Origin of the sequence: Lactococcus formosensis (assembly GCF_018403745.1) — a bacterium.
GTDB classification, from domain to species: domain Bacteria; phylum Bacillota; class Bacilli; order Lactobacillales; family Streptococcaceae; genus Lactococcus; species Lactococcus formosensis.
This window is the reverse complement of the sequence record NZ_BOVP01000003.1, coordinates 148,141-173,223: the sequence shown is the minus strand read 5'-3', so window position 1 is coordinate 173,223 and position 25,083 is coordinate 148,141. Positions and strand designations below refer to the sequence as shown.

The window sequence follows — 25,083 nt, the reverse complement described above, 5'->3', positions numbered from 1 at the left end:
AAATTATTTCCTTATAAACCTTGTACGAGTGTATTAGTAAGCGTAGCTTGGTAAGCGCCGGGTTTTATGGTTTGAGTTATATCCAACTGAATTTCAGCAGTTGCAGCTCCACTGCTTTGATTTCCTTGAGCATTTGTTTGCCCTGTCAAAATACGCCCTGCTTGCCCCAAAATGTTGACTGCATTACTCCCTTTTATAGTACCCGAAGCATTGTCAGCAACAGTAATTTTGAAGAATTTTAGTGGTAACGTTGTTGCTTGACCATCAATAGTTCCTGTGAAATCACTAATTTTCTGTTGCAAATTATATCCGTTTGCATTCCCCGTGATATTAACTATACTATAAGGAACTGTACCTCCTGTCGTTATAGAACCTTTTGTAGAAGCTTCCGTATTTGCAAAGTTAAAGTCTGGAGCTTGTGTAAGGTAGAGATTATCAGTTGTGGGTGCAGTAACAGTAATATAGGTATTTGCAGTGCCACTATCCTTGTCTATCTCTGTATCTGCCTGAGTACTGTGTTGTTGCCAAATAGCACTAGTCATCAAGGACATTAGGATGAGGATTCTCATTTTCCCTTTCATTTTTTTACCTTTCTTTTCTTTGTTACATAAATTATTATTCCTGCTCCGCCTATTACTAAAGCAGCTAGACTAAGCATTATTAATGGAAAGCTTTTATTTTTTTGCGGTGTAAGCTCTGATGTAACCTGGACCTTTCCTTTATCGTCAACTTTGAGAAGATAGGTCTCCTTTAAAGTTTTATCCTCTTTGGTCGCCCTAATACTCAGTTCATACTCATTCCCTTTTTTTAGTTCTTTTTTTTACATTTAGCGGTAAGTCAATTTTGGCATAGGGAACAATCGTTCCCGAGCTATAATCTAAACTTGAGTATAATATGCCTTTTTGATCTTTTATCGTTGCCTGAAGTTTTGTTTTTTCTTGCAGAGTATTTTTGTAATTTTGAAGCCGAATAGACTGTTCATCCGTTTTCAAATCAGCTGCAGATAAGGAAACTGAAAAGGAATCGTCTTGCCTGCCCGATTGAAGAATCAACGCAAAAGCTGAGCTATAAATATTCACTAAACTTTGCCCTTTCTCTTCCTCTGTGGCCCGGCGGGTAACATTGATTCCTCCTATCGAAATATTGTTCTTCCAAGAATCAGGGATCTTAATTTTGATTGGTATTTTCTTAGATTCTCCCGCTTGTAAAACAATGGTTTTACTGCCAGGTTTCTTACTATCACCAATGAATACATTATTATAAAAATCGAACAGTTTCGTACTAGAGAGATACTTATGAGCTTCCTCTTTTTTTAAACTATAGTCTATCACGAAGTTCGGATTGGTAACAGCTTGATTTGAAGTAATGTCAAAAGTATTTTTCTGCTTGCCATTATTTATCTGAATTTCTAAATTAATTTCTTCGCCAGGTTGCACATCAAGCCACCAGTAGCCTGTCTTATCATTTGTCTGGTGTTTTTCAAGTATCGGGCGGGCAGAAAAATCTGCACCACCAATATCTTGAGCAAGGACATTTTTTCCACTTGTTATCACGCACAGAAATATTACAAAAAATAAAAGTGAATGTGTGATGATTTTTTTTTGCATTTATTTCACCTCTCTTCTTACATCCCAGCTAGACTATCAAGCATCAAAAACTGCCAATATTTTTTAGTTATTATTCTCTTTTTCATTTAATTTTTGCTCAAGCTCAGCAATACGAGCCGCTTTTTCGTCTTCTTCTTTCTTACGACGTTTCCAAAGGATAAAGAAGAGAATAAAGATCAAAAGTAAGAGAATTAAGGCAAGGATTAACCATTTCATCCAAGAATTATCTTCTTTTATGGTCACATCTTTTTTATTAAGCTCACGCGCTTTGTCCGCTGCGATTTCGAAATCTTTTGTGAAAGTCCATTCATATCTATATCTTGTTTCATTTCCTTTATCGTCTTTAACAAGATATTTGCCGTTCTCATCTTTTGACCATGTACCAGCATTTTGATTTGATATTTTCCTGCTTGCAATTTCTCACCATTTAGAGAAATAGGATAGTCAAAGTTAGAATTTGGCGCCATCTGCATCATTTCTTTGCTTGATTTATACTCAATCTTCGGATTATCCAGTCCCTTAACTGTTGCGGATAGCTGCATTTGATTGAGATAGCCCGTTGTTGGGTTTTGTAAGTTGGCATTGATGACATTGCGATAGTTAACTTGACCAGGAGAAACTTTTGTCAGTTTCAAATCTGGCTTTACTTTATCTTGAGATTGACTCATTAAAAGTGCAACCACATAAGCATATTCATTTTGAATACTGATTCCCTTAGTGTCTGTTGTTTTGTCCTCACTTGACTTTTCCTTATACGTCAATCCGCCAGCCATATAGCCTTTAAAAGCTGAATTGGGCATCTTTGCATTGATTTTTACAGTTTTTGTCGTTTTGGGAGCTAGGACAATTTCTTGATCAAGTTTGACATAGTCCTTCATATTATATTTTAATGAAGCATCGGGCTTGATTTTATTTGGCGAATATTCTACGACCCCGTTTAGATTGGTAGTTGCACTTGCTAAACCTTGCTCAACAGTAACTGTTTTGTCCGTTGAATTGCTCAATTCTACAGAAAGTGTCTGTTCTTGCCCTGGTGCCATAAGAATATCGAAATATGATGCCTTACTTGCCTGATTTTCCGGAAGAATTGCTTTCACGCTAAAGTTAAACTGATTGGCAAAAGCTGGTTTGCCAAAGGCAACCATTCCTGTTAGTGCAACTGTAAGAGCGACCCATTTTTTTAAGTTTTTCATTTTTGTATAACCTCGATTATGATATTTTGAAGATAAATAATAATTTTATAAATAATGCCTTATTTCCCTCTCTTGCGAGAGGGAAATATAATTCTTTGAAAAATTTACAATGCTGTGAGTTTCGCCTTTACTTGATATGTATCTTCCTTTTGTGCTTTCACATAAAAGCTGCTCATAAAGTTAAAGAACTTAATTTGCTGGAGTATCTGTCAATGTCCACGTTAGGGTTGATTTATAAGTATCAGCTAATTTTGTTGTTTTACCTGGGACCGCTAGTGAAACAGAAGAAGCCTTAGTTGTATCATCTCCCCACACAAGTAAGTTTGTACCTGCACCTTTACCGGCAGTAGCGCCAAGAATTGTTCCTGATGAAGTTCCTGGTGTTAAAGTTACAGAAGCTACTGATTTGTCTGCTGCTGCATCTGAAGCTGAAACAATATGACCATTTTCAAGTTTCAAAGTAGCACCACTCAATACAGAACCTGTACCTGTTTTTCCGTTTGTAAATTCTGAGGCTTGAAGAGAAAGGGACCAACCTGCAAGTGTTCCACGATTATCTGTAACTTGGACCCAGTTTGGACGTGTTGTTTTATCCGTAAGTGTTGTTGCTGCTGCAAAATATGTTTTATCAGCAGAAGTGATTTCTTGCGTACCAAAATTAAAATTCGACGCATAATCAATTGAGAGAGGACCATCAGTTCCAGGATTTTTTGGACCTTCAGGATCAACTGTAATTCCTGGGTTACCTGGATCAACTGGAGCAGTTGGGCCACTTGCTGGAGTATAAGTAATTGTACTGTCAGAGTTATACACTCCTCCGTCAGCTGCAAAGACTGTTGATACTCCAGTAGATGAAGCAACTAAAGCAAGTGCTGCGAGTGAAATAATCTTTTTAGTTTTCATTTTTATTTTTCCTTATTCTTTATTTTTGTATGATTTCAACCATTCTGAGGAAGTTCAGAAAGAATCCAATTCAGTTGTGTGGTGTAGGAAGCCGCATCTTTAACCGTTTTTCCCGGAACAAAAAGCTGAACATCCTTACTAAAGTTCTCTTTGACACTTTGTTCCGCTTGGTTCAGTGTATCTTGTGCTACAAGTTCATTCCCCCATCGTATAATCCATGTACCCGCACCAGCACCTTTTACAGCTGTTGCCACTACGGTTTCTTTTTCAGGAACAAGATCAAGTACTTCTTGTGCGGTTGGCGGCGTACCCTCGTTCAAGGAAACTGCTTTGGGATGGACTAAAGAAAGCATTGCACCTTCTAAAACTGGATGTTTTGCCGCTGCGTTTTCTTGGTGAAATTGGGCTACTTCTCGAACTTTTAAAGTCCACCCTGCTGTCGTTCCGCGATTATCGGTAATTTGGATATAATTTGGTGTTTCCAATGTCGAATCTGCATACTTTTGCGACTTTGCATAGTAAATTTTATCTTGAGTGGAAATATTATTAATTCCAAAATCAAACGATGAAGCATAATCTATGGATAGAGGTCCCGACGTTCCTGGTGGTGGTGTAACTCCTCCAGGCCATACAGGAGAAACCGGCTTTCCTGGTTCTTCTGGGCCTGGACTGACAGGAGGCGTTATCTCGTTTCCAGCAACAAAACCAACTTGACCAAACGATGAGTAATTTACAGAATCAGCTGTAATACTTTCTGAAGTAATAGCGCAGACTGTCGCAGCCAGAATCAAGCTTGTACTATATACGAGTTCTTTTTTCATTCTACCTGCCTTTCATCAACCAGTTTTTTAGTTTCCTGGGGTATCCGAAAGTTTCCAGATAAGGTTTGTTGTATAGCCTGAAGCTTTTTTAGCAGTACTTCCCGGAACAGTTAATGTGATTGGAGATTGAGTAGCAACGGCATCTTTTGCTGTTGCAGATGCATCATAATCCGCTGTAGCTCCTAATGCATAGGTCCAAGTTCCCATACCTTCATTCGCCTTAGCTGACATGATTACTTGATCAGAAGTACTTAAAGAGAATGTTGAAGCATTAACATTTGATGGCTTTGCCCCAGTAACTGTTCCGTTTGATACGCCTTTACTGAACTTCAGTTGGGCACCCGTCAAGTATGTTCCAAGAGGAGCGCCCGTTTCAGGTGTTGCAGTCATATCTGTACCTTTTTCTCTGAATTGTCCATCTGTCGCTACCGAGAGTGTCCATCCTGCAAAAGTTCCCCGGACATCGGTTACTTGAGCGTAGTTCGGAACAATACCACTGACCGTACCGCTTCCATCAAGAACCTTCTGTCCGTGTGCATAGTAAATTTCATCTGTCGAACTAATTTTTTGTTGCCCAAATGAAAGACTAGATGCAAAGTCCAAGCTCAAACCTTTTGTTACTTCTACAGGTGGCAATACTGGAATATTGGGATCTGGGTTTTCTGGATCGACTGTTGCTCCTGGGTTTTCTGGGTCCACTGGTTTTGTGCCTGTATCACCTGTGACAAATTCTACATCTCCTGGAGTAGAATAGTTGGCATCTGCTGCAAATACTGATGTGGCAGCGAGTGGAGAAATTGCTATCAAAGTAGCTAATGTGGCAGTGGATTTCAATATAATTTTATTCATAATTTGTACGCCTATTAAAATCTTTCTAGATCTTTTTTTCTAAGTTATGTTGGTAATTATTTTTGATTATACTTCTTGTACTAAGTACGATGAGCAGTCCTCCTAGAGCAGAGAACACAACATAGAGTAAAGAGCTTGAATCACCTGCATTGGGAATGATATTTCCAACTTGTCTATTTTCAGATGAAGTTAAACCGTTATTTTTATCTTGGTTATCTTTCTGTTGATCCTTAAAATCATATTTCCCGACAAAACCGATACTGTCACGATTGCTGTAGGTCACATCTTCTGATTGAGCTTGCACCCTCAGAGAACCTGTAACCGTCAGGAAAAAAATAACACATAAAATTTTCTTTAACATTTCACCTCCAACTCTTTTAACTTTGTTTAATTTGAGGTCATGAGGTTAGACGTCACTCACTTCAAACCACACCTTTATTTAATCACACGGTTTGTTCTTAAGTCAATCTTATTTAACTGTCTTTTTTCTTTTATATTTTTTCAAAAAAAAAAATTAAAAAAATAACGTTCTAATCCCTTATAAATCAAAGGAATACAACTTCTATATTATTGGAAAAGTAGTACATTCAACTTCAAAATAAAAGAGAATATTTACAAAAGATTTTCATTTTGCTATGATTAAAAAAATATGAAAGGAACAAAAATGAAGAAAAAACGTTTAAAAATATTGATCACTCTGCTCTTAATTCTAATGCTGGGCATGCTTTCTGTTCCTTTTTCAAAATATTTTAGTATAGCTACCCATTCTCAACTTATGAAAACAGAAACTATAAGAACAGATTTGCCAAAATATGTGGCTGACCCTGAGCCAATTCAGACGCCTCGCTTAAAAGATGTACTGAAGGCCTCTGCGAATCAAAATAAAAGTGCTCTCGGACAAATTGTTGTACCAAGTGTTGCCGTTAGTCAACCCATTTTTGTAGGACTGACACAAGAAAATATGGCTCAAGGAACTGTGAGTCTCTTTCCAAATCGTAATCCTGAATCCAATAGCTTGACGATTATTGGGCATCATGTACAGTACGACTCCAGTCTTCTTTTCGGAGGCATTCAAGAGCTAGAAAGTGATGCCGATGTATATGTTCGCTACTTCGATAATTATTATGCTTATAAAGTCGAGTCCAACCGTATCATTAGAGAAACTGATCTTTCAGAATTACAAGATAGAGGCCCGAATTATCTCTACTTAATCACTTGTAACAGCGCCACCGAAACACCTTATCGTGTACTTGTTACTGCTAAAAAAGTAACTGAGTCACCCGTAAAAAAAGACCAAGTCGCCTTCCACGAGAAGCAAAACGCTGTCCAACAAACTCAAACAAAAACTTACTGGTTGAAATTTCTGCTGCCACTTCTCATCGTTCTGATGCTTGCTCTAGTCTTTCTTATTTATATTTGGAGGCTATGACAAATAAAAAAATCACATGATGTGATTTTTTTTATTATTGTTATCACTTACTTCCAAAGAGCAAACGGCCTGACATAATGGACAGAACTTTTCCTGTAGTTGTTGATGTAGATGTATCTCCGTCCAAGATTCTAATCTTTTGTGATTGTTCAAGTGCAACTGTTGTGTCTGGTGCAAAAAAGATTTTCTTCTTTTTTTCTTGCTTTTTCTGTCTTTCTTCTTTTCTGCCACCTTGTGATTCAGTCTTTTTAGGTGGTGTTTGAGCTTTTTCCTCTTCTGAAGACTGTGATACTGTAATGGGTTCTGGTTCCTGAGGCATAACCTTATCGTCAGGCGAGAGCGGATTCATAATTTCAGCTGCCTCAGAAACACTCTGTGCCTTTGGCCCTGCTAAACTAAAAGATAACAATACAAACCCGCAAACAAACAAATAAGTAATCTTAGATGCTCGTTTATTCGTTTTTTTCATCAGGATACTCCTTTTTAATTTTATTAGTTATCTGGTAGTTCACTCAATACCCATATTAAATTTGTACGATAAGTTGTAGCCTCTTTTGGTGTATCTCCAGGAACATAAAGACCAACTGACGAAGTAAAATATCTTTGAATATCTTTACCACTCATAGAAAAGTTTCTTGAAAAGAGATCTTCCTTATTTCCCCAACGAATTATCCAGGTACCAGCGCCCTCACCGACTTTAGCTTGAGCTACCAGCGTCTCACTTCCCGGTACTAAGTTCTTCACCTCGTAAGCTTGGGGCTGTTGGGCATTGTTATTCGTCACTAAAATAGGCTTGTGAAGAGAGAGAGAAGCGCCTTTTAATTCCTGATATTGAGAATACTCTTCTGCTTTAAATTGTTCTTTTTCGTAAACTTTAAGTGTCCAGCCTTTTAATGTGCCACGATTATCGGTTATTTGAATAAAGTTAGGCGTAACAAGTGTTGATTTATAATAACGTTGAGCTTGTGCAAAATAAACTTGATTTTGGTTAGAAATTTCATTCGTCCCAAAATCCAGACTGCTGACAAAATCAATTGAAAATTCACCCGTCGAATACTGGATAGCCGCATCATTTCGATAGTTGACTTTAGATTCTTCTGCCTTTCCTATCTCTGTTAACTGGATAGAAGACAAGAGCCATAGCATAACAATAAAGGTTTTCATTACTTCTCCCTCCTTTCCTTCATCTTTTTTACTCTTTTCATTTGCTTAGTTATGGTAATTTTAACATTTAAGCGTAAAGAAGTCATTTTTTATTTTATTTTGAAAAAAAATAAAAAAAAAAAAACAACAACTAGGTATTAAAGTTGTCTTTTTTTATTTTAACTACTGTATTGCCAAAAAATTCCCAGTCATAAGATGTGGGTGGTGATGCCCAAATAATTTGTTCTGCTTCAACTTCTCGGGAAGGAAGATTGGAAAGATAGATATCAATATCTTCATTATTTTTTCCTTCGCTTGCTTCAATATTCAAAAACCCTAATGACTTGATATTATCTAGAATATATCTGTTATAAGAGATACCATACGAAAAGTCCACACAAATTTTTACTGGGCGTCTCGTACGATAAGCAGTGGTATGACACAAAATTAAAAACATATATTCACGAACAAGTGCTTGGTGTTTTTCTTGAAATAAAGCCGCATACCGTGCATCCAATAACATTTTGTCTGCAAAGTTATTACAAAAAAGCTCAATATGTTCATAATTTTCAACCATGAAGTTAAAATCATTTAGACTGGATACATCAAAGTTTGTCCTTAGAGAAACCAATAAGCGAAGATGGATGTTGTTTAACTCTACTTGTACTTCTGCTTGATTTAGTTCGTTTTGCTGTGCTTTAAATTTAGCATTGAAACTCTCCGTAAAGGCCTGTGTTAAGTCTCTTACGTTCGTTGGAAGTTGAAAATCACAATGTGCCGTAATGCTCTCACTCGAAAGAAAATAAAGAAGCTCATAGGTCTCTTCCAAGACTTCTTCATTAGAACCATCAAGATAATGTCGTAAAATCTGGGCTATGGGCTCAATAAACCGACTATCAATCTTCATGAAATCTTGCGCTGAAGCCTTATTTCCTAAATAATTTCTCGTATAGATAACAAAGAGCCGATACAACAATTTTGTTCTATCTGTTAAACTTAAGCCCTGACTAAAAAGACCCTCTATCTCCTCTAAAGCTTTTATCATTTGTTCAAGGTCCGTCGCTACATCTTCCGAAAAACTCTTATAAAGATCGCCATACAAGGTGTGATAGAAATTATAGAGAAACTCTCGAATCTTCCATTCGTCACCAGCAAAGCGCATATTTTTATCAATTGTTACATCATATTCCTTGGTTAAATCCGTAAATTTTTTCACCAATTTATACGTGGCTGACTTTGATAAAAAGACGATATCTTCGAGTTCAGCAATTTTGTTCACTTCTTCAGTAAAGATTGCCCGAATCAAGGCTTGCATCTGTGATCTCTTAACGTAATGACTTAAGAGAAGCATGATGTTTCCTTGGGTTCTTCTTTCGTAACGTACGAAACTTTTCTGCCTCTGGAGATCAATAAGGTAATAATTCTCTAATTTCCAAGATTTAATCTCTGCTTGTATTTCAGATAGGAGTTTCTTGACTTGATAATTATTAAGGTACAATTCTTCAATTAAGTCATCAAAAAGTACCGTAGAGAGATGATGATTTTCTAAATAATATAAAATTTGAAGTTTTTTAAAATCATCTTCGTCTAAATATTTTAACACAATATTATTTCCTCCATTTCTCTCGTCAATTTTTTCTATTATATAACATTAGACAATATTGCACAAATGCAACTTAATTTAACAAAAAATCACCAAAGTATCTTTTAGTGATTTTTTGTGTCTTATATTCTTAGATATCAACGTTAAATTTTGATGTTATTCTGCCTTCAAAGCAGCAACAGTCATATAGTTATAAGGACTATTAAAGTGGGGCAAGAAGAACAAATCGAGAAGCGCAAGTTCATCAATTGTTTTTTGATCTTGGATAGCCAAGCTGAACATATTGATATTTCCCGCGATAATCTCCCCATAGCTCGCCATTTGCGCACCTACGATGCGTCTGCTTGATTTTTCATAAACAATACGAATTTTCACGGTATCATTATTTTCATGCAGGAACCAAGCTTTTTGCTTATCTTCAAAATCAGTATAAGCAACATCTAAACCAAATTTTTGAGCGGCCTTAACAGAGAAACCTGTAGATGTCATATTATAGCCGAAGATTGAGATACCATTTGACCCTTGAACACCAGCTGATTCTAGGGCTGTTCCGCCAATGTTGTGTCCGGCGACAATTCCTGAGCGTACCGCATTAGAAGCAAGAGCAATATATGTAAAATCTTGTAGAGCATTTGAATAAATCGTAGCTACATCTCCGACTGCATAGACATCGAGATTACTTGTCTGTTGATGTTTATCTACCTTCACTGCTCCATTTCGAAGTGTATCAAGTTTATCTTCTACAAGAGCACTATTGGCAGTAAAACCAATACAGTTGATTACCATATCCACATCGTAAGTATCCTTATTGGTCACGATTTGAGAAACACGGCCATTTGTTCCTTTAAAAGCTTCTGCAGTTTCACCAAAATGAAGCTCTATTCCATGCTTTGAAAGGTTTTCGTCCATTCCTTTCGCAAAGTCTTCGTCATAATATGAAGCTAAAGATGTGCTTTCCGCATCAAACAATAAAACTTCTTTTCCACGGCGTTTTGCTGCTTCAGCTATTTCTGTACCAATGTAGCCCGCTCCAATAACTGCAATACGTTTCACTTCTTCTTTAGCAAATTCCTCATCCACTGCTTGTCCTTCTTGGAAGAGCTTAAGAAAATGAATCCCTTCTAATTCATTCCCTGTAATTTTTGGAATAATGGGTCTTGAGCCCATGGCAAGGATAAGTTTGTCATAATCTTCTACGTGCTCTTCTCCGGATTTTGTTGTAGCATACACTTTTTTATGCTCGAAATCAATAGACGATACTTCAGTTTCAGTCAACACCTGAGCACCTTTTGCTTCAAAATCATCTGCTCGTGCATAGAAAAGTTCATTCGGTTGATCAATTTGGCGGCCCACCCATAAAGCTGTACCACAGCCCAAGTAACTCATGTTACTGTTACGGTCTATCATAGTAATCTCATGACCAGGATAGTTGTCTAATAATGTATTTGCCGCAGCAATACCTGCGTGATTTGTGCCTATAATAACGATTTTCATGTTGGAAAATCTCCTTTTTTTATTTTAAAAGCTTGTAAATATCTTTACAATATAAGTTTAGCACACTTCTTTCGCATTTCTTTTGTAAGCGCTTGTGAAGTTTGTGAATTCACAAACTTCACAAATTGAATACCTTAGGAACCTTTATTTTAGTGTATTTTATACTTTCAGATCATTTTTAATTTTCTATAAAAAAAAGCGAGTATTTTTGCAATACTCCACTTTTTCTTACCCCATATGTTTAACTTCTTGACGGGTGTGCATTCCGTTCAGTTCATCCAGCATACTTACCGATACACTGACAAGAACAGGATAATCACTGCTTTCAACTTCAGCTTTATACAATTCTATTTCTTCTGAAGTTTTACCTTCTTTTTTCATCGCGTTTTCTGTATAAGATATTATCGCTTCTGCATTACCCTCTACATCAAAAAGGCTGTACATCATTACGCTCAATAGTCTCTCCTAAAATATAATAGATAGATTTACACACCCCTATTATATCATTAATTCTAAAGGAAACAACAGGTCATTTCTATCTTTATTTAACAAAAAAAGACCTCTCAAAAGAGAGGTCTTTTCAGGCAACTTTCGTTGTGTCAGAGCGGTTCACACACGCTGACAAGTTCTCATGCTTCCTGCACGAACAACCTAATGTTCCAGAACTCCTGTGCTTCAATAATCTACTAAAGTAGAAGATCGACTCATCGCATGAACTTATTATATCATAATCTGCAAGTCTCAGTGCAGTAAAAGCTTTTTCACCGCATGATTCTCGATTAGCAACAATCTTTAGGACAGTTGTCTTTCATTTCTTTATATGTTTTAACAACATTTTCTACTGTAAAGCCATATTCTGGTAAAACTACATTTGCAGGTGCTGAAGCACCCCATTTATCTACGGTTACAGTAGCGCCTGCTAAACCAATATATTTGGCCCAGCCGAAGCTTGTTCCTGCTTCGACAGCTAAACGGCAGCAAACATTTTTCGGAAGAACTTCTTCTTTGTATTCTGCAGATTGTTCGTCAAAGATATTCATTGAAGGCATAGATACAACACGTACGCCTTTTCCTAATTCTTTTTTAGCTTCAAGTGCAAGCGCTACTTCTGAACCTGTCGCGATAATAATTCCTTCAAGTTCTCCTTCTTCTTTCGAGAGAATGTAAGCACCACGATTGAGACCTTCTTCAGCTAATTGTGCTGTTCCTTCAAGAACTGGCAGGTTTTGACGTGTCAAAACAAGCGCTGTTGGACGATTTTTGCTTGAAGCTGCACGGCGCCATGCGGCAATAACTTCGTTACCATCTGCAGGGCGGATAGTGTCTAAGTTTGGCATAGAACGTACTGAAGCCAATTGTTCCACGGGCTCGTGTGTTGGACCATCTTCACCGACTGCGATTGAATCGTGTGTCCACACATAGGTAACAGGCAATTCTTGAAGTGCAGCCATACGTACAGCTGGAAGCATGTAATTGCTAAAGACGAAGAATGTACCACCATAAACACGTGTACCACCATGAAGGGCAATACCGTTCATAATTGCACCCATCGCAAATTCACGAACACCAAACCAGATGTTACGACCAGCATAGTTATCTGGCATGAAATCTGTATCATTTTTAGCCATTGTATTGTTTGATGCAGATAAGTCAGCTGATCCACCCCAAAGGTTTGGCATTTGTGCTGAAAGTTCTTGGATGGCTTCTTGTGAAGTTACACGTGAGGCTTTGCTTGATCCGAGTTCATGTTTACTTAAATCAAGTTCAGGTGTTTCATTTTCAAATGCTTTTACATATTGTTCTGCAAGTTCAGGGTATTTTTCAGCATAAGCTGCGAAGGTATCATTCCATACTTGTTCCATAGCCTCACCACGTGTGTTCAGAGTTTGACGGAAACGGTCAGTCACTTCTTCTGGAACAGTGAATTCTGGATAATCCCAGCCATAAGCTTTCTTCGCAAATTCTATACCTTCTGCACCAAGAGGAGCACCGTGTACTGCTGAAGTGCCTTGTTTTTCAGCACCGAATCCAATAACAGTCTTCACCTCAATAATTGTAGGTTTTTCTGTTTCAGCTTTTGCTTGCTCTACTGCTGCTGCAATTTCAGTCAAATCATTGCCATCTTTAACCAAGATATGTTGCCAACCGTAGCTTTCGAAACGCATTTTAATATCATCAATAAATGATTTATCCAAGTCACCATCAAGCGAGATATTATTTGAATCATAGAAAAGTACAAGTTTTCCAAGTTTTAGTTTCCCAGCAAGTGAAGCTGCTTCTTGCGAAACACCTTCCATAAGGTCGCCATCACCATTTAAAGCATAAGTGTAGTGATCCACAATATCAAAATCTGGCTTGTTGTAAGTAGCTGCTAAATGAGCTTCGGCCATCGCCATACCAACAGCATTAGCAATACCTTGTCCTAAAGGACCTGTCGTCGCTTCTACACCATCTGTCCAGTCTACTTCTGGATGTCCTGGAGTTTTTGATCCCCATTGGCGGAAGTTTTTCAAGTCATCCATTGATACTTTGTAGCCTGCCAAGTGTAATAAGCTGTAAAGCATTGCTGAACCGTGTCCTGCAGAGAGGACAAAACGGTCACGGTTAGACCATTTGCGTCCTGTTTGTGGGTTCACATTCAAAAACTTGCTCCAAAGAACATAAGCCATTGGTGCTGCGCCCATTGGCAATCCTGGATGCCCAGAATTTGCTTTTTGAATAGCATCCATTGACAAAGTACGGATTGAATTTACAGCTAACTGATCAGTGTTGTCAAACATATTTTTCTCCATTTAATCTTTTGATAATACAGTTTATTATAACATAATTGAAAACGTTTTTTATTTTCATCTTACTAAAAAATCAGATTTCCTGAGCGAAAACTGATTTTTGTAAACATTGACATTCAATTAAGCTTTGGCTTTATCTCTAGCATTTAAGACTGCACTGAGAATCAGGACAATAGCGAGGAATCCTAGGATTAAAGCGGCGATTGCACCAGATCCCATTTCACCAACTCGCCCAACAATGATACCTGGAATCAGATAATCTGTATCCGCGAATGTCGCTGAGGCATCTGCCCCAAAAGCTCCTAAAGATGGGATAATGAAAAGTGGCAACCAAGATAGGAGGAGACCATTTGCAATTGCTCCAATCACCGCTCCACGTCGTCCGCCATTAGCATTACCGAATATTGCTGCTGCAGCACCGCAGAAGAAATGTCCGACAACACCTGGAATGATAACTGTTGTTCCCATGAGAAGCATAGCAACCATTGATAGACATCCTGTGATAAAAGAAACAAAGAAGCCAATCAGTACTGCATTTGGTGCATACGGAAAAACAATCGGAACATCCAAAGCTGGTTTTGAGTTGGGAACCAGTTTTTGAGCAATCCCTTGGAAGGCCGGCACGATTTCAGCTAAAATCATACGCACACCTTGAAGAACAACGACAAAACCTGCTGCAAATGTTCCTGCTTGAACAAGAGAGAAAATTACAAAGTTTGTACCATTAGAAAGCTCGGTTTCGACATAAGATGGACCTGCAGCTATTGCTAAAAGAATGTAGACTGCAGCCATCAATAGGGAAATAGATACTGTTGAATCTCGTAAGAAGCCCAATGATTTAGGAATATTTAGCTTTTCTGTTGATTTTTCAGGATCAGGATCACCAAAGGTTTTACCTAACCAACCTGCAAGAGCATAACCAATGTTACCTGTATGTCCCATCGCGACATTGTCAGTCCCAGTGATTTTACGCATAAAGGGCTGACAAATAGCGGGTGTCACTGTTAAAAGCGTTCCTTCAAAGATGCCCCCAAGAAGGATTGTTATCCAAGTTTCGCCCATTCCGGCAGAAACAAGAATTACCGCTGCCATACAAGAAACATAGAGCATGGCTTGACCTGTCAAGAAGATGTACTTAAAGCGTGTAAAGCGAGCAAGCAAGATATTAACAATCATCCCAACAAGCATAATCAAAGCAGTCGGTGTCCCATACTCAACGAGAGCTAGGGCAACAACGCCTTCATTAGTTGGAACAATACCTTTCACATGAAAAGCATGTTGGAACATATCGGCAAAAGGCGCAAGTGCACCTACTAAAATACCAGCTCCTCCAACCAAGACCAAGAACCCAGCAAAGGTCTTCACTGACCCCTGAATAACTGCAGTTGCTGGTTTCTTTTGTAAAATCAACCCAAGCATGGCAATTAATCCGACAAGAAGGGCAGGCGTAGTCGCGACAGAGACAATAAAGTTTAAAACTCCATTCATTTTTTTGTTCTCCTAAGTTTATTTTCGATTCTTTTTAAGTACTGTTTTTGCTTAGTTGTGGGCAATCCCTCTTTCATCCAAGACTTTGACCAATGCTTCACGCGCTGCATCACGATCAATGATAGAAGTCAAAGGTACAATCTTTTCTTCGGGTATATTAGGTAAAGCTGTTGTTAATGTGGACTCCACAAAGAAATAATCCGCAGAATCTGGTGTGGCAGATCCAACATCCATATGATCAAGCTCAAAGTCATTAACGTTTAAGCCCATTTCTTGTAAAAGTGCTTGGAGGTTCATTTGTACCATAAAGCTTGTTCCTAATCCTGATTGGCATACACATGCGATTTTCATATTATTCTCCTTCTTTTTCTGCAAAAATTTGTTCGAGTTCTGCTACTGTTTCTACAGTTAGCATTTTATTGAGTTCATCTTTATTTGATAATATTTGTGTTAATGTAGATAGTGCACGAAGATGCGTTTCGTTATCAATCGCTGCAAGAACAATGAAAATCCTTATTTCATGTTTAGGATCATCTTGAAGATAAACGGGCTGGTCACACCTGAGAAATGACATGCCGAGCTTCTTTACTCCATCTTCGGGACGTGCATGTGGAAGAGCAATCCCCATCCCTAAGTCAATATAAGGTCCAAACTCATCTACACGATTGATAATAGCTGAAATATAAGAGGGGTCAATCTCTCCTTGATCCAGTAAGGGCTGAGCCGCAAGTTCAATTGCATTTTTCCAGTCAAGTTTCTTATCTGTAAAATGAATCTTTTCTTTAGTTAATAAATCTGAAAGCATTACACCTAATGCCTCACTTTCTGTCTTTTTATTGTTAAGTTTGCGGTCAATAATCCGCGTCAGTTGCTTCTTGGTCGCATTGCTTTTAATGTCAACGTAAGGTTCAATCGCACGTAAGATAGACCTGGCATTTGGTTTATAAAAGCCAGGCAAATCAAAATCTTGCGCGATTTGATTGTAAAGTCTTGTCTCTTCTTCACTGTCTGGAAAAGCTGACATAACATAGAGTTTTTTATCCGTTATGACAGGGACTGTCGAAAAGATAATATCGTAAGAAAAAGCAGGAATCTTGTCCAAATCAGAAGCGGCTGTACTCAGGATAAAAGTCATGCTGGGAAACATATTTTCCAATCGTTTACGCATGATTAAACTTGAACTTATACCGTTTACACATAAGACAATAGCACGGAAGCTTTGCGTATACTTTTTCTTATAAATTTCTCCACCAAAGAGAATAACAAAGTAGGCACGTTCTGCTTCGGAGATTTCCCCGCAAGCTTCGCGCAATGGTGCTAAAGCAAGGTCCATTAATTCAAACAGAGAGGAATATTCTGTTTTTATTTTATCCAAAAGGACATTCTCTATTTCGAAGTGATATTTCAATCGAAAGTAGGCAGGAACCAGATGTGCACGCAGAGCCGCAAAAGTTTTTGTAAAATCCTCAAATTGAACTGCCGCAAGTTTCATTACATTTTCCATAATCTCAAAACCAATACGATAAAGAAAATCAAAACCAGACTTTTCAAAATTGCCATCACTCATACCAATCAGTAATGCTTCAACTTCTAGTACATGTTGCTGAAAGATATCTGTTTCTCCAAGATGTGATTGAAGTAAAGCGAGGTAAATCAGCATCGGAATATAACGACTATGAATGACCTGTACACGTAATTCAGCCATTAATTGACTAATTTTCTGTCCTACTTGATAAATAAAGAGTGGATTTTTATGATTGAGATACTTCGACAAAACATAGTAATCACTCTCTTCATTGAGTTCTTGCAGGAAACACCAAGCCATTTTACGTAATTCTTTCGACTCGCCTTCAAGGTAAAAGCCTAATTTACGGGAGTATTCTAAACTAGTGTCTCCATTATCCAGTTGCCGACGCAACTTTTTAATATCAGATAAGACGGTATTTCGACTCACATTTAAAAGAGACTGGAAATCACTTATCGATAATGCTGTACGTTTAGAAAAGCATAGTAAATAAATCAAGCATTTTCGCTTTTCTTCACTCAATGTTAGCGCATATCCTTCGATATTAAAGCGAATCTCCTCAAAATTTTCTAATTTTTCTGGAAGTGCTAATACATTATTAGTAAATTCTAGTGATCTTTGAGATTTCTCTTGCAAAATTTGATTCAACCCAAAGAGTTGTCTCTGAAATTCCTGGTTTTTGAGTCCAGTAACTTCAAGGATTTTATCAAGTTTCCAGAAACGTCTTTCTGAAAACAGAAGGATATCTAAGTTATAACTAAGCATCTTTTTTCCTCACAATTAAATTATAGCCTAATTTTTGCTTCAAAATTAAGCTATTCGGTCCAAAATAAGAAAACGTTTTCTTTGCCGGTTGGACTCTTCTAAAAAAATTTTTTAATTTAAAAACCGCTTCAGTTCAAAGCGATTTTTAAATTAAATGTTCAATTCTCATAAACTATTTTAAAATAAAAAGCCTTGAATCTCCCAAGACTTAGACAATCTCAATCCCATGTAAAGCAGCAAAAAAAGCTGCTTGACTTAGATTAACTTTAATGTTTTTAGCCAATTCAGGACTCACGTCAAGGCGTTCAAAACTGTTACTTGAAAAATCAATCCCTGATAAAGACGTTTCCCAAAAATTCGTAAGTTCCAAGTCATTCCCTTCAAAGCGCACTTGCTTAAATTGAGTAGCAATAAAAAGACTCTCTTTCATCATACTGTCTGCAAAGAGTACATTCTTCAAGCGCGCACTTGAAAAATTAACGTAATTAAGCAAACAGTCCTGAAATTGGATATCCTGCAAAAATGCATTGGTAAATTCAGTCCCCAGTAATTTACAATCTTTAAAAATACATCGGTAAAAGCCGAATTTTGAAAAGACCAGATTAGAAAAATCACACTTTTCAAAAACACAATCCGTAAACTCTAAATCCGCAGTTACATCTAACTCAAAGTCGATATTTTGTAGACGACATCCACTGAAAAGCTGACGGTCCTCTAAATAGATTTCTTGATTTTTCAACTCTACTTGGTAGGCTTCGTTGTCTTCTAGAGCAGTAAAATCAACAGCTTCTAACTCAGTAGGGAGTTTTGGTGAAAGAATTTTCTTCATAAAAGTCCTTTTTCTTTCAGATTTTCTGTAGATGCTTTTTGTTCTGGTTGTCCCCATTGATCAACCATTCGGCTTGACCAAGTGGAATTTAGACGACGTGCTCCAGCATACTCATCTTGAACTTTATCGTAATTGTGCAGTACTTCTTCATCTTGTGGAATATACTTCTCAGGAAATACAACAGCTTCGTAAGGTAATCTCGGTTTTACTGGATTTACACGTGCAGGTTTACCAAGAGCCACAGCAAAAATTGGGTAAGTATAATCAGGAAGGTTTAATATTTCAGAAATTTCACGCGCTTGATCACGAATCAAGCCGACCATTACACCACCGTATCCTAAGGATTGGGCAGCAAGTAATGTATTTTGTCCGGCTACTGCAGCATCAACTGAAGTAATGAGGAGCGATTCAACACCTTCTGGTTGAAACTCACCACCGTTCATTTCGACTGCTGTTTTTGCTCGATTAAGGTCTCCAACAAAAACCAGAAAAGCAGCACAATTTTTAATTGCTTTTTGAGGCTGTTGAGCAAAAATAGCATCTTTTTGTTCTTGGGATTCCACAAGAACAACCGAATAAGATTGAAAGTTTTTCCAGTTGGGTGCTGCCCGCCCCGCATTAATAATTATTTTTAACACATGTTCTGGGATTTTTTCATCTGTAAAATTACGTACAGAGCTATGTTGCATCATCAGATCAATTGTTTCATTCATGTCGGCGATTTACTCCTTCTAAACGAACTTCAGACGCTAAATACTTCACACGCTCCATGACGCGTTTTGCTGGCCAGATTTCATCTGCTTTTTTAGTTTCTGCCAAATGTAGCTCAAGTTCTGTCATATTCAAGTTTGAAGTGAAAAATGTTGGAAGATTTTCTTGCATACGATGCTGTAAAATAACCTGTAGTATGCTGTCACGCACCCAAGCATTATTGAGTTCAGCACCAATATCATCTAAGACCAAGACTTCAACTTTTTTAATTTCATTAACCCAATATTTGGCGTTGTCAAAATCAAGGTCAGAGATAAAGGTTGGGTAGTGTAATAAAGTAGTAGAAACGCCTTTTTTCGAGAGCTCATTTGCCATTGCAGCCATAATAAAAGATTTTCCTACACCAAAATCGCCGTAGATGTAAAGTCCTTTTTCTTGTGGAAAATTATCAATAAAGTTTTCTACTTTCCGGAACAAGTCAAATTGATTTTGATTGTCTGTGAAGACATCCGCATAAAAATCAATTTGCTTCATTTCTTTAGGTAAACCAATAATCTGAACGCGGCGTAATTGATTGCTGGCTTCTTGACGGCGTGCCAGTTCAGCTGTCGTTTGATAAGATACATCTGCGTAGCCATGATTCATAATCAAGACAGGTTCATAGCCATCAGCTGCCATTTTTTCATGTTCTTCGAATTTTTTTCGTTCTTTAACAAATTCATAAAACTTCGAATAACTACGCTGCACCTCATCTTCGGTCATTTGATTTTCAGAAATAAAAGCTTGAACTTGTTCATTTTTCATGACTTCAGCGACGAGCTTGTCAAAATTTCCACGTACATCTGGGCGCTTACTCAAAAGTTCTCCAATTGATTCCATGCTCAATTCTCCTTCTTGTCCTTACGGCGGGAAGCCTTATACTGCTCGAACTTGGCAATATCTTCTGCACTGGTCGTGTTTACATAGCTGGCATTGGACCATTCAGGCGCTTTTTTGACCAGTTTGCCTGAGTTTTTATAATTTTTGTTAGCTTTTTGCTTTTCTTCTGCTTGTTGTTGACGTTCCAGTATTCTTTTTACTGCTGTTTCAGAATTATAAACTTTATGGCGCATCCAATCATTTGCCAGAGTGTTAACAAAGCGAGCATTCAGACTAGCATTTCCTTGTTGAATCAAAACATAGTGTATCAAAATATTTTGCACTTGGTCCGTAATATTTTGCTTGTCTAAATTATTCAATATCTTAAGTTCTTCCTGTGAAGCAAAACCACCAGCTTGTTGTTTAAGCTTATTTAAAAAATCACGTGGGCTGACCTCTTTACTGATGACAATCAAGTCCTGGAATCCCTTAGGAAACTCTGACAAGGCAGGTAAAGGTTCAGATTTTCCAGCTAACATTCTTGTCAGGTTGGCTGTGTTTAAAGTTTTGTCAGCATTAGCTGTTTGCTCAGCTGCTTTAAATAATTCATACCAGTTGAGATCAAATTTTTCAGCCAAACCATACAGAGTCAAGATATCTTGATTTTCATTTGCAAAAGTCAGATGCTGATTTTCCATAATACTCTTGAAGGAATTCAAATCAAATTTTTCTGTTTGAATAGCAGTGTGCGTAGGCTCGAATTTCACGGCATAAACTTCATGAAACTTTTTCGTAATTTCTAGAGCATCAGGTTCGTGTTTTTTGGCCAAAGCGTTAACTTTATTTTCCCCGATACGTGAAATCAGCAATTGCTTATAAAATTCGTCTGCTAAAAATTCTTCAAAAGTTAAAGGACTTTTTACTTCTAGAAGATACCCCGGTTGTTGATCAAATACTCGCACAAGTCCAATCCCTGAGAGTTTATCTAAAGCTTCGAGAAAAGGATTGAGCCCAAAGTCAAGATACTCTAAAAAATGAGAAATCTTGCCCGTCGAAAAAACGCGCAAGAGTTGATAGAGGCCAAAAGCGTCTCGCCCAATGATAGGCAAGTAAAGTAGCGAAAAAGTATCGGCATCAAAGCTGATTTTTCCTCGATTTAGAATAGAAAATGAATCGCCTGGTCTCATAGTTTTTCCTTTTATTTCTCTTTTTTAGAACAGTTAGTCTTTTTTCGTAATCTTTTTAAGTAGGTCTTCGATTTCACTCACATCTTTGAAGGAACGGTACACACTCGCAAAGCGGACATAGGTAATATCATCCAAATCCATTAATTCTTCCATAACAAATTCACCAATGACTTCGGTACGTACTTCATTTTTTTCCAAGCGGCGAACTCTTTGTTCGACACGATCAACTAATTTTTCAATGGATTCACTCGTCACAGGTCGTTTACGTGCACTGCGTACTATTCCTGTGATAATTTTATCACGATTGAAAACTTCACGTGTCTCGTCACGTTTAATGACCAAAAGTGGCATTTCTTCAATCCGTTCAAAAGTCGTGAAACGGTTTCCACAATTTTCACATTCACGACGACGACGTATCATATTATCAGCTTGACGTGAATCTACAACTCGTGACGATTCAGATTGACATTTTGGACATCTCATAGCTTAACCTCTCTTTGGGAATTTTGCTTCTAAACGGTAAATCACTTGACCTTTGCTTGAGAATTTTGCTTCATACTCTGTCATTACATTGACTTTGGCAAACTCTTCATCTGCGTGCAAATCTAACCATACTTTTTCTAAAATCATACCATACTGACTCATACTTGCCAATGAATATTCAAAAAGGCCACGGTTATCTGTTTTAAAATGAACTTCTCCTTCTGATGGTAAGATTTGTTCATAAGTCTCTAAGAATGATTTGTAGGTCAAACGACGTTTTTCATGACGTGTTTTTGGCCAAGGATCACTAAAGTTCAAATAAACACGCGAAACTTCAGCATCTTCGAAATATTCTGTTAAAGCTGCGCCATCAACCAACATCATTTGCACATTAGGTAGATTGGCTTCCAAAGCTTTGTCTAAAGCGTGAGATAAGACGGACAGTTGCATATCAATCGCAATATAATTAATCTCTGGGTTTTGGGCAGCCATTCCTGTGATAAAACCGCCCTTACCACATCCAACTTCAATATGAATCGGGTGATCATTTCCAAAACGCTCTGCCCAACGTCCTTTAAAGTCTGCTGGGTTTTCTACAACAACATGTGCGTTACTTTCTAAGTGTTCCGCAGCGCCTTTACGATTTCTTACGCGCATTTTTTCTCCTATTTATTGAAAAAATAAGAAGGCAAGCCTCCTATTTTTATTTTCTAAGTTTTAAAATAAACGACAAAAATTTTGAAAACGAGCAATTTCTTGTTCTGTTTCCTTAATTTGTTCTCTTGCCATATATTCCGAAATCTGACGTAGGAAAGAAAGCTTTCCATACCAGATTAATTCATGTTCTATATTTTTAGCTGTTTTATAACCTGCTTGATGGAGCCACTCTTCCCAGTTTTCGGGTTTTATATAGTGGGTTAGAACATGTGCTATATCCACTAAAGGACTACTTAAAAGGACCGTATCCCAATCCACAAGATAAACTTTGTCACTGTCATCATCTACCAGCCAGTTTTTATGATTCACATCACCATGAACAACTGTAACGTCTTCTTCTTTTAACTCAGGAAGATTTTCTGAGAGTTCCACAACGACATTTGAGAGAAAGCCGTTGGTTTCAAAGATTGAGCTTTTACTCAGTACTTGTTCCAAAAGATCAGCTGGAAGCATGACTTCGTTATCTAACTTTTTACAGGCTTCGATAAGTTTTTCGCTTTGATGTAAATGCCGCAAAATTTCGCCAATACGTGAATCATTCATTTCATAAGGTTTCAACGTATGACCATTAATCCAAGGTTGAGCAGCTAACATGTCACCTTCTGCTGTACGCTTCGTCCATAGAACTTGTGGCGTAATACCTTCAAGATACACACTTGTCAAAAAAGGGCTACAATTTTTTTTGATAAAAACACGTTTATTGTCGCTTTCGCCAACAAAAGCATTTCCTGAACCGCCTTTGACAGGCATCATTGATAGGCTTGAAGATGTCATATTTACTCCTTTCTTTGGATTTTTATGGTTTTGCTTTTGGGAAGTTTTCTTCTAGTGAGTGTTCGTGCCGCTATCGGCAACGTCACCCTGAAGCTTTTATCTAGTCTTTCACACATCACAAAGTGCTATAGAAAGCTTCACAAATAGATTACATCACTGAACAAATTATTTATTTGGATAGTGAATCAAAATTGTTTGAGTCAAAATATCAGCATATTGATAAGACTCTGTTGTTTTTGGACCACGTGCTGGGATATTTTCAATAACAAAGTGTGTGGCATAAGTCTCAATCAAGTTGACTTTATGACGATTTTCACGTTTACGCCCAAATTGTGATGTAATTTCAATGGTTTGGCCAACATGTTCTTCAACTTGTTTTCTGATATCTACGATTTTTCCTACTTCTTGGCTTTGATTTTGGTTATCCATTTTACTCTCCAATTTTTCTCTAGAAATGCAAAGACAGGCGTTTTCCGCCTAGCTTACCATTATAAATTTTAAATCTTATCCATTATAACACGAATACCCCTAGAAATGCTAGTCTTCATATCTGTTATCAATACTGGCAAATTTATTGTATTCTTTCAGGAAGAGTAATTCTACAGTTCCCCGACTTCCTGAACGGTTTTTTTCAATAATAACTTCTACTTTATTGTCGACTTCTGGGACTTCATTAAAGCCATCGTCATCATCATCTGCCCCGGCACGATCATAATAATCATCCCGATAAAGAAAGGCAACAATATCAGCATCTTGCTCGATTGACCCAGATTCACGAATGTCTGATAAGACAGGCCGTTTATCTTGACGTTGCTCTACTCCACGTGAAAGCTGACTTAAAGCGATGACAGGAACTTTTAGTTCTTTTGCCAAAATCTTCAACTGACGTGAAATTTCTGAGACTTCTTGTTGGCGGTTTTCTCGTCCTGTCCCCGAAATTAACTGCAAATAGTCAATAACAATAAGTCCAAGATTACCTGTTTCCTGTGCTAACTTACGAGAGCGTGCACGTATCTCTGTAATTTTAATCCCTGGGGTATCATCAATGTAGATACTTGCTTTCGAAAGTGTTCCCATAGCAATAAAATACTGGTTCCACTCCTCGTCATTAAGTTGACCAGTACGTAAGTTATGAGACTCAATTGTTCCCTCCGCTGCGAGCATCCGATTAACAAGACTTTCCGCACCCATTTCCAATGAAAAGATAGCAACAGTTTTATCTTGCTTCGTCCCAATATTTTGCGCAATATTTAAGGCAAAGGCCGTCTTACCAACGGCTGGACGTGCGGCAAGAATAATAAGTTCCTCTTCATGGAGCCCTGTCGTCATAGCATCCAAGGCCGGGTAACCAGTCGCGATACCGGTAATTGTTGATTTCTGTTTAGCACGTTCTTCCAGATCATCCAAATTCATCGACAAGACATCTGATATACGGCGGAAGCTTGACGTATTACGTCCTTGCTGCACATCAATCAATGACTTTTCAGCTTCTGCAAGAACATCCTCGGCTGGATCTTCCTGACTGTATGCTTTCTCGACGCTTTGAGTGAGTTTAGTGATTAGCTGACGCAGTAAAGATTTCTCAGCAACAATTTTTGCGTAATATGAGGCATTGGCCGCTGTTGGTGTTGCGGTGGCAAGCTCAGCAATATAAGCAATCCCCCCAATGGCCTCTAGGTCGTTTTGATTTTCTAAAAGCGAGCGGACAGTTAACACATCAATCGCTTCACGATTGTCCGATAAGTGTTCCATAGCTCGAAAGATAATCTTGTGTGCGTTTTTGTAAAAGTCATCCGTAGAAAGAAATTCTTTCACTTCAATCAAGCGGTCACTATCAAGGAAAATGGCCCCCAAAACGGCTTGTTCGGCGGCTAAATCTTGTGGCGGTGCTTTGATAATATCAATATCAGGCATG

General features: G+C 37.8%; 25 protein-coding genes and 1 pseudogene. 1 reads left to right on the top strand and 25 read right to left on the bottom strand.

Going from position 1 to position 25,083, the window contains the following annotated elements; all coding sequences use genetic code 11:
- Positions 1-11 precede the first annotated feature (11 nt).
- The 7 genes and pseudogenes from KJS37_RS04300 to KJS37_RS04270 all read right to left on the bottom strand — a co-directional run bounded on the left by KJS37_RS04300 (position 12) and on the right by KJS37_RS04270 (position 5,734).
- Positions 12-581: a hypothetical protein gene (locus KJS37_RS04300; protein WP_213496036.1), complete on the bottom strand. Its 570-nt coding sequence runs from the start codon at positions 579-581 to the stop codon at positions 12-14.
- A 213-nt stretch (positions 582-794) separates the two neighbouring features.
- Positions 795-1,607, bottom strand: coding sequence for a DUF916 domain-containing protein (locus KJS37_RS04295; protein WP_244851334.1), 813 nt, complete (start codon positions 1,605-1,607; stop codon positions 795-797).
- Positions 1,608-1,670: 63 nt separating this feature from the next.
- Positions 1,671-2,800: pseudogene (locus tag KJS37_RS04290) on the bottom strand (WxLIP family cell surface protein).
- Between the two features lie 189 nt (positions 2,801-2,989).
- Positions 2,990-3,703 carry a WxL domain-containing protein gene (locus KJS37_RS04285; protein WP_213496035.1) on the bottom strand — a complete coding sequence of 238 codons (714 nt, stop codon included), beginning with the start codon at positions 3,701-3,703 and terminating at the stop codon, positions 2,990-2,992.
- 35 nt (positions 3,704-3,738) lie between these two features.
- Complete coding sequence (locus KJS37_RS04280) at positions 3,739-4,524, bottom strand: WxL domain-containing protein (protein WP_213496034.1); 786 nt, start codon at positions 4,522-4,524, stop codon at positions 3,739-3,741.
- Positions 4,525-4,551: 27 nt separating this feature from the next.
- Entirely contained in the window at positions 4,552-5,373 is an 822-nt protein-coding gene (locus KJS37_RS04275) for a WxL domain-containing protein (RefSeq protein WP_165713435.1), read from the bottom strand.
- 25 nt (positions 5,374-5,398) lie between these two features.
- Positions 5,399-5,734 (bottom strand): hypothetical protein, encoded by a 336-nt coding sequence (locus tag KJS37_RS04270; protein WP_165713436.1) that lies wholly within the window; start codon positions 5,732-5,734, stop codon positions 5,399-5,401.
- A 303-nt stretch (positions 5,735-6,037) separates the two neighbouring features.
- On the opposite strand from KJS37_RS04270, the gene KJS37_RS04265 reads away from it, so the two are divergent.
- Positions 6,038-6,802, top strand: coding sequence for a class A sortase (locus tag KJS37_RS04265; protein ID WP_213496033.1), 765 nt, complete (start codon positions 6,038-6,040; stop codon positions 6,800-6,802).
- Between the two features lie 43 nt (positions 6,803-6,845).
- Here KJS37_RS04265 and KJS37_RS04260 read toward each other — a convergent pair whose 3' ends face one another.
- From KJS37_RS04260 to dnaB, 18 genes are all read right to left on the bottom strand, one after another.
- The gene (locus KJS37_RS04260) at positions 6,846-7,271 is read right to left on the bottom strand and encodes a hypothetical protein (protein WP_165713437.1); all 426 of its coding nucleotides are present in this window, start codon (positions 7,269-7,271) and stop codon (positions 6,846-6,848) included.
- A gap of 23 nt (positions 7,272-7,294) precedes the next feature.
- A complete protein-coding gene (locus KJS37_RS04255; protein ID WP_213496032.1) occupies positions 7,295-7,966 on the bottom strand; it encodes a WxL domain-containing protein in 672 nt (223 codons plus the stop codon).
- 130 nt (positions 7,967-8,096) lie between these two features.
- On the bottom strand, positions 8,097-9,548 hold the full coding sequence (locus KJS37_RS04250) for a helix-turn-helix domain-containing protein (protein ID WP_213496031.1): 1,452 nt from the start codon (positions 9,546-9,548) through the stop codon (positions 8,097-8,099).
- Between the two features lie 156 nt (positions 9,549-9,704).
- Entirely contained in the window at positions 9,705-11,042 is a 1,338-nt protein-coding gene (gene nox / locus KJS37_RS04245; RefSeq protein WP_213496030.1) for a H2O-forming NADH oxidase, read from the bottom strand.
- A gap of 228 nt (positions 11,043-11,270) precedes the next feature.
- The gene (locus KJS37_RS04240; protein ID WP_213496217.1) at positions 11,271-11,486 is read right to left on the bottom strand and encodes a hypothetical protein; all 216 of its coding nucleotides are present in this window, start codon (positions 11,484-11,486) and stop codon (positions 11,271-11,273) included.
- Between the two features lie 335 nt (positions 11,487-11,821).
- The gene (tkt, locus tag KJS37_RS04235; RefSeq protein WP_165711554.1) at positions 11,822-13,822 is read right to left on the bottom strand and encodes a transketolase; all 2,001 of its coding nucleotides are present in this window, start codon (positions 13,820-13,822) and stop codon (positions 11,822-11,824) included.
- Between the two features lie 129 nt (positions 13,823-13,951).
- Positions 13,952-15,319, bottom strand: a complete 1,368-nt coding sequence (gene ulaA / locus KJS37_RS04230) for a PTS ascorbate transporter subunit IIC (protein ID WP_096369288.1) — start codon at positions 15,317-15,319, stop codon at positions 13,952-13,954.
- Between the two features lie 51 nt (positions 15,320-15,370).
- Positions 15,371-15,670 carry a PTS sugar transporter subunit IIB gene (locus KJS37_RS04225; RefSeq protein WP_003134140.1) on the bottom strand — a complete coding sequence of 100 codons (300 nt, stop codon included), beginning with the start codon at positions 15,668-15,670 and terminating at the stop codon, positions 15,371-15,373.
- Between the two features lies 1 nt (position 15,671).
- Complete coding sequence (locus tag KJS37_RS04220; RefSeq protein WP_213496029.1) at positions 15,672-17,609, bottom strand: BglG family transcription antiterminator; 1,938 nt, start codon at positions 17,607-17,609, stop codon at positions 15,672-15,674.
- 208 nt (positions 17,610-17,817) lie between these two features.
- Complete coding sequence (locus tag KJS37_RS04215) at positions 17,818-18,438, bottom strand: pentapeptide repeat-containing protein (protein WP_213496028.1); 621 nt, start codon at positions 18,436-18,438, stop codon at positions 17,818-17,820.
- Positions 18,435-19,151, bottom strand: coding sequence for a nitroreductase family protein (locus tag KJS37_RS04210; protein WP_213496027.1), 717 nt, complete (start codon positions 19,149-19,151; stop codon positions 18,435-18,437). The genes KJS37_RS04215 and KJS37_RS04210 overlap by 4 nt, the downstream gene beginning before the upstream one ends.
- Entirely contained in the window at positions 19,144-20,028 is an 885-nt protein-coding gene (dnaI, locus tag KJS37_RS04205) for a primosomal protein DnaI (protein WP_165711559.1), read from the bottom strand. The genes KJS37_RS04210 and dnaI overlap by 8 nt, the downstream gene beginning before the upstream one ends.
- Positions 20,029-20,030: 2 nt before the next feature.
- Positions 20,031-21,194: a DnaD domain protein gene (locus KJS37_RS04200; RefSeq protein WP_165713446.1), complete on the bottom strand. Its 1,164-nt coding sequence runs from the start codon at positions 21,192-21,194 to the stop codon at positions 20,031-20,033.
- Positions 21,195-21,227: 33 nt separating this feature from the next.
- The gene (gene nrdR, locus KJS37_RS04195; protein ID WP_003134132.1) at positions 21,228-21,677 is read right to left on the bottom strand and encodes a transcriptional regulator NrdR; all 450 of its coding nucleotides are present in this window, start codon (positions 21,675-21,677) and stop codon (positions 21,228-21,230) included.
- A 3-nt stretch (positions 21,678-21,680) separates the two neighbouring features.
- A complete protein-coding gene (gene trmB, locus KJS37_RS04190; protein WP_165714937.1) occupies positions 21,681-22,334 on the bottom strand; it encodes a tRNA (guanosine(46)-N7)-methyltransferase TrmB in 654 nt (217 codons plus the stop codon).
- A 60-nt stretch (positions 22,335-22,394) separates the two neighbouring features.
- Positions 22,395-23,168 carry a phosphotransferase family protein gene (locus KJS37_RS04185; RefSeq protein ID WP_017369268.1) on the bottom strand — a complete coding sequence of 258 codons (774 nt, stop codon included), beginning with the start codon at positions 23,166-23,168 and terminating at the stop codon, positions 22,395-22,397.
- Between the two features lie 165 nt (positions 23,169-23,333).
- Positions 23,334-23,597: a Veg family protein gene (locus KJS37_RS04180; protein WP_003134126.1), complete on the bottom strand. Its 264-nt coding sequence runs from the start codon at positions 23,595-23,597 to the stop codon at positions 23,334-23,336.
- A 108-nt stretch (positions 23,598-23,705) separates the two neighbouring features.
- Positions 23,706-25,082 (bottom strand): replicative DNA helicase, encoded by a 1,377-nt coding sequence (gene dnaB / locus KJS37_RS04175; protein ID WP_017369269.1) that lies wholly within the window; start codon positions 25,080-25,082, stop codon positions 23,706-23,708.
- Position 25,083 lies beyond the last annotated feature (1 nt).

Coding starts and splice junctions, on each gene's coding strand:
- trmB (WP_165714937.1), bottom strand. CDS start 22,334: ATGCGCGTAAGAAATCGTAAAGGCGCTGCGGAACACTTAGAAAGTAAC.
- KJS37_RS04200 (WP_165713446.1), bottom strand. CDS start 21,194: ATGAGACCAGGCGATTCATTTTCTATTCTAAATCGAGGAAAAATCAGC.
- KJS37_RS04295 (WP_244851334.1), bottom strand. CDS start 1,607: ATGCAAAAAAAAATCATCACACATTCACTTTTATTTTTTGTAATATTT.
- KJS37_RS04225 (WP_003134140.1), bottom strand. CDS start 15,670: ATGAAAATCGCATGTGTATGCCAATCAGGATTAGGAACAAGCTTTATG.
- KJS37_RS04255 (WP_213496032.1), bottom strand. CDS start 7,966: ATGAAAACCTTTATTGTTATGCTATGGCTCTTGTCTTCTATCCAGTTA.
- KJS37_RS04285 (WP_213496035.1), bottom strand. CDS start 3,703: ATGAAAACTAAAAAGATTATTTCACTCGCAGCACTTGCTTTAGTTGCT.
- ulaA (WP_096369288.1), bottom strand. CDS start 15,319: ATGAATGGAGTTTTAAACTTTATTGTCTCTGTCGCGACTACGCCTGCC.
- KJS37_RS04265 (WP_213496033.1), top strand. CDS start 6,038: ATGAAGAAAAAACGTTTAAAAATATTGATCACTCTGCTCTTAATTCTA.
- tkt (WP_165711554.1), bottom strand. CDS start 13,822: ATGTTTGACAACACTGATCAGTTAGCTGTAAATTCAATCCGTACTTTG.
- nox (WP_213496030.1), bottom strand. CDS start 11,042: ATGAAAATCGTTATTATAGGCACAAATCACGCAGGTATTGCTGCGGCA.
- dnaI (WP_165711559.1), bottom strand. CDS start 20,028: ATGGAATCAATTGGAGAACTTTTGAGTAAGCGCCCAGATGTACGTGGA.
- dnaB (WP_017369269.1), bottom strand. CDS start 25,082: ATGCCTGATATTGATATTATCAAAGCACCGCCACAAGATTTAGCCGCC.
- KJS37_RS04240 (WP_213496217.1), bottom strand. CDS start 11,486: ATGTACAGCCTTTTTGATGTAGAGGGTAATGCAGAAGCGATAATATCT.
- KJS37_RS04260 (WP_165713437.1), bottom strand. CDS start 7,271: ATGAAAAAAACGAATAAACGAGCATCTAAGATTACTTATTTGTTTGTT.
- KJS37_RS04300 (WP_213496036.1), bottom strand. CDS start 581: ATGAAAGGGAAAATGAGAATCCTCATCCTAATGTCCTTGATGACTAGT.
- KJS37_RS04210 (WP_213496027.1), bottom strand. CDS start 19,151: ATGAATGAAACAATTGATCTGATGATGCAACATAGCTCTGTACGTAAT.
- KJS37_RS04275 (WP_165713435.1), bottom strand. CDS start 5,373: ATGAATAAAATTATATTGAAATCCACTGCCACATTAGCTACTTTGATA.
- KJS37_RS04270 (WP_165713436.1), bottom strand. CDS start 5,734: ATGTTAAAGAAAATTTTATGTGTTATTTTTTTCCTGACGGTTACAGGT.
- KJS37_RS04280 (WP_213496034.1), bottom strand. CDS start 4,524: ATGAAAAAAGAACTCGTATATAGTACAAGCTTGATTCTGGCTGCGACA.
- KJS37_RS04180 (WP_003134126.1), bottom strand. CDS start 23,597: ATGGATAACCAAAATCAAAGCCAAGAAGTAGGAAAAATCGTAGATATC.
- KJS37_RS04185 (WP_017369268.1), bottom strand. CDS start 23,168: ATGACATCTTCAAGCCTATCAATGATGCCTGTCAAAGGCGGTTCAGGA.
- nrdR (WP_003134132.1), bottom strand. CDS start 21,677: ATGAGATGTCCAAAATGTCAATCTGAATCGTCACGAGTTGTAGATTCA.
- KJS37_RS04215 (WP_213496028.1), bottom strand. CDS start 18,438: ATGAAGAAAATTCTTTCACCAAAACTCCCTACTGAGTTAGAAGCTGTT.
- KJS37_RS04220 (WP_213496029.1), bottom strand. CDS start 17,609: ATGCTTAGTTATAACTTAGATATCCTTCTGTTTTCAGAAAGACGTTTC.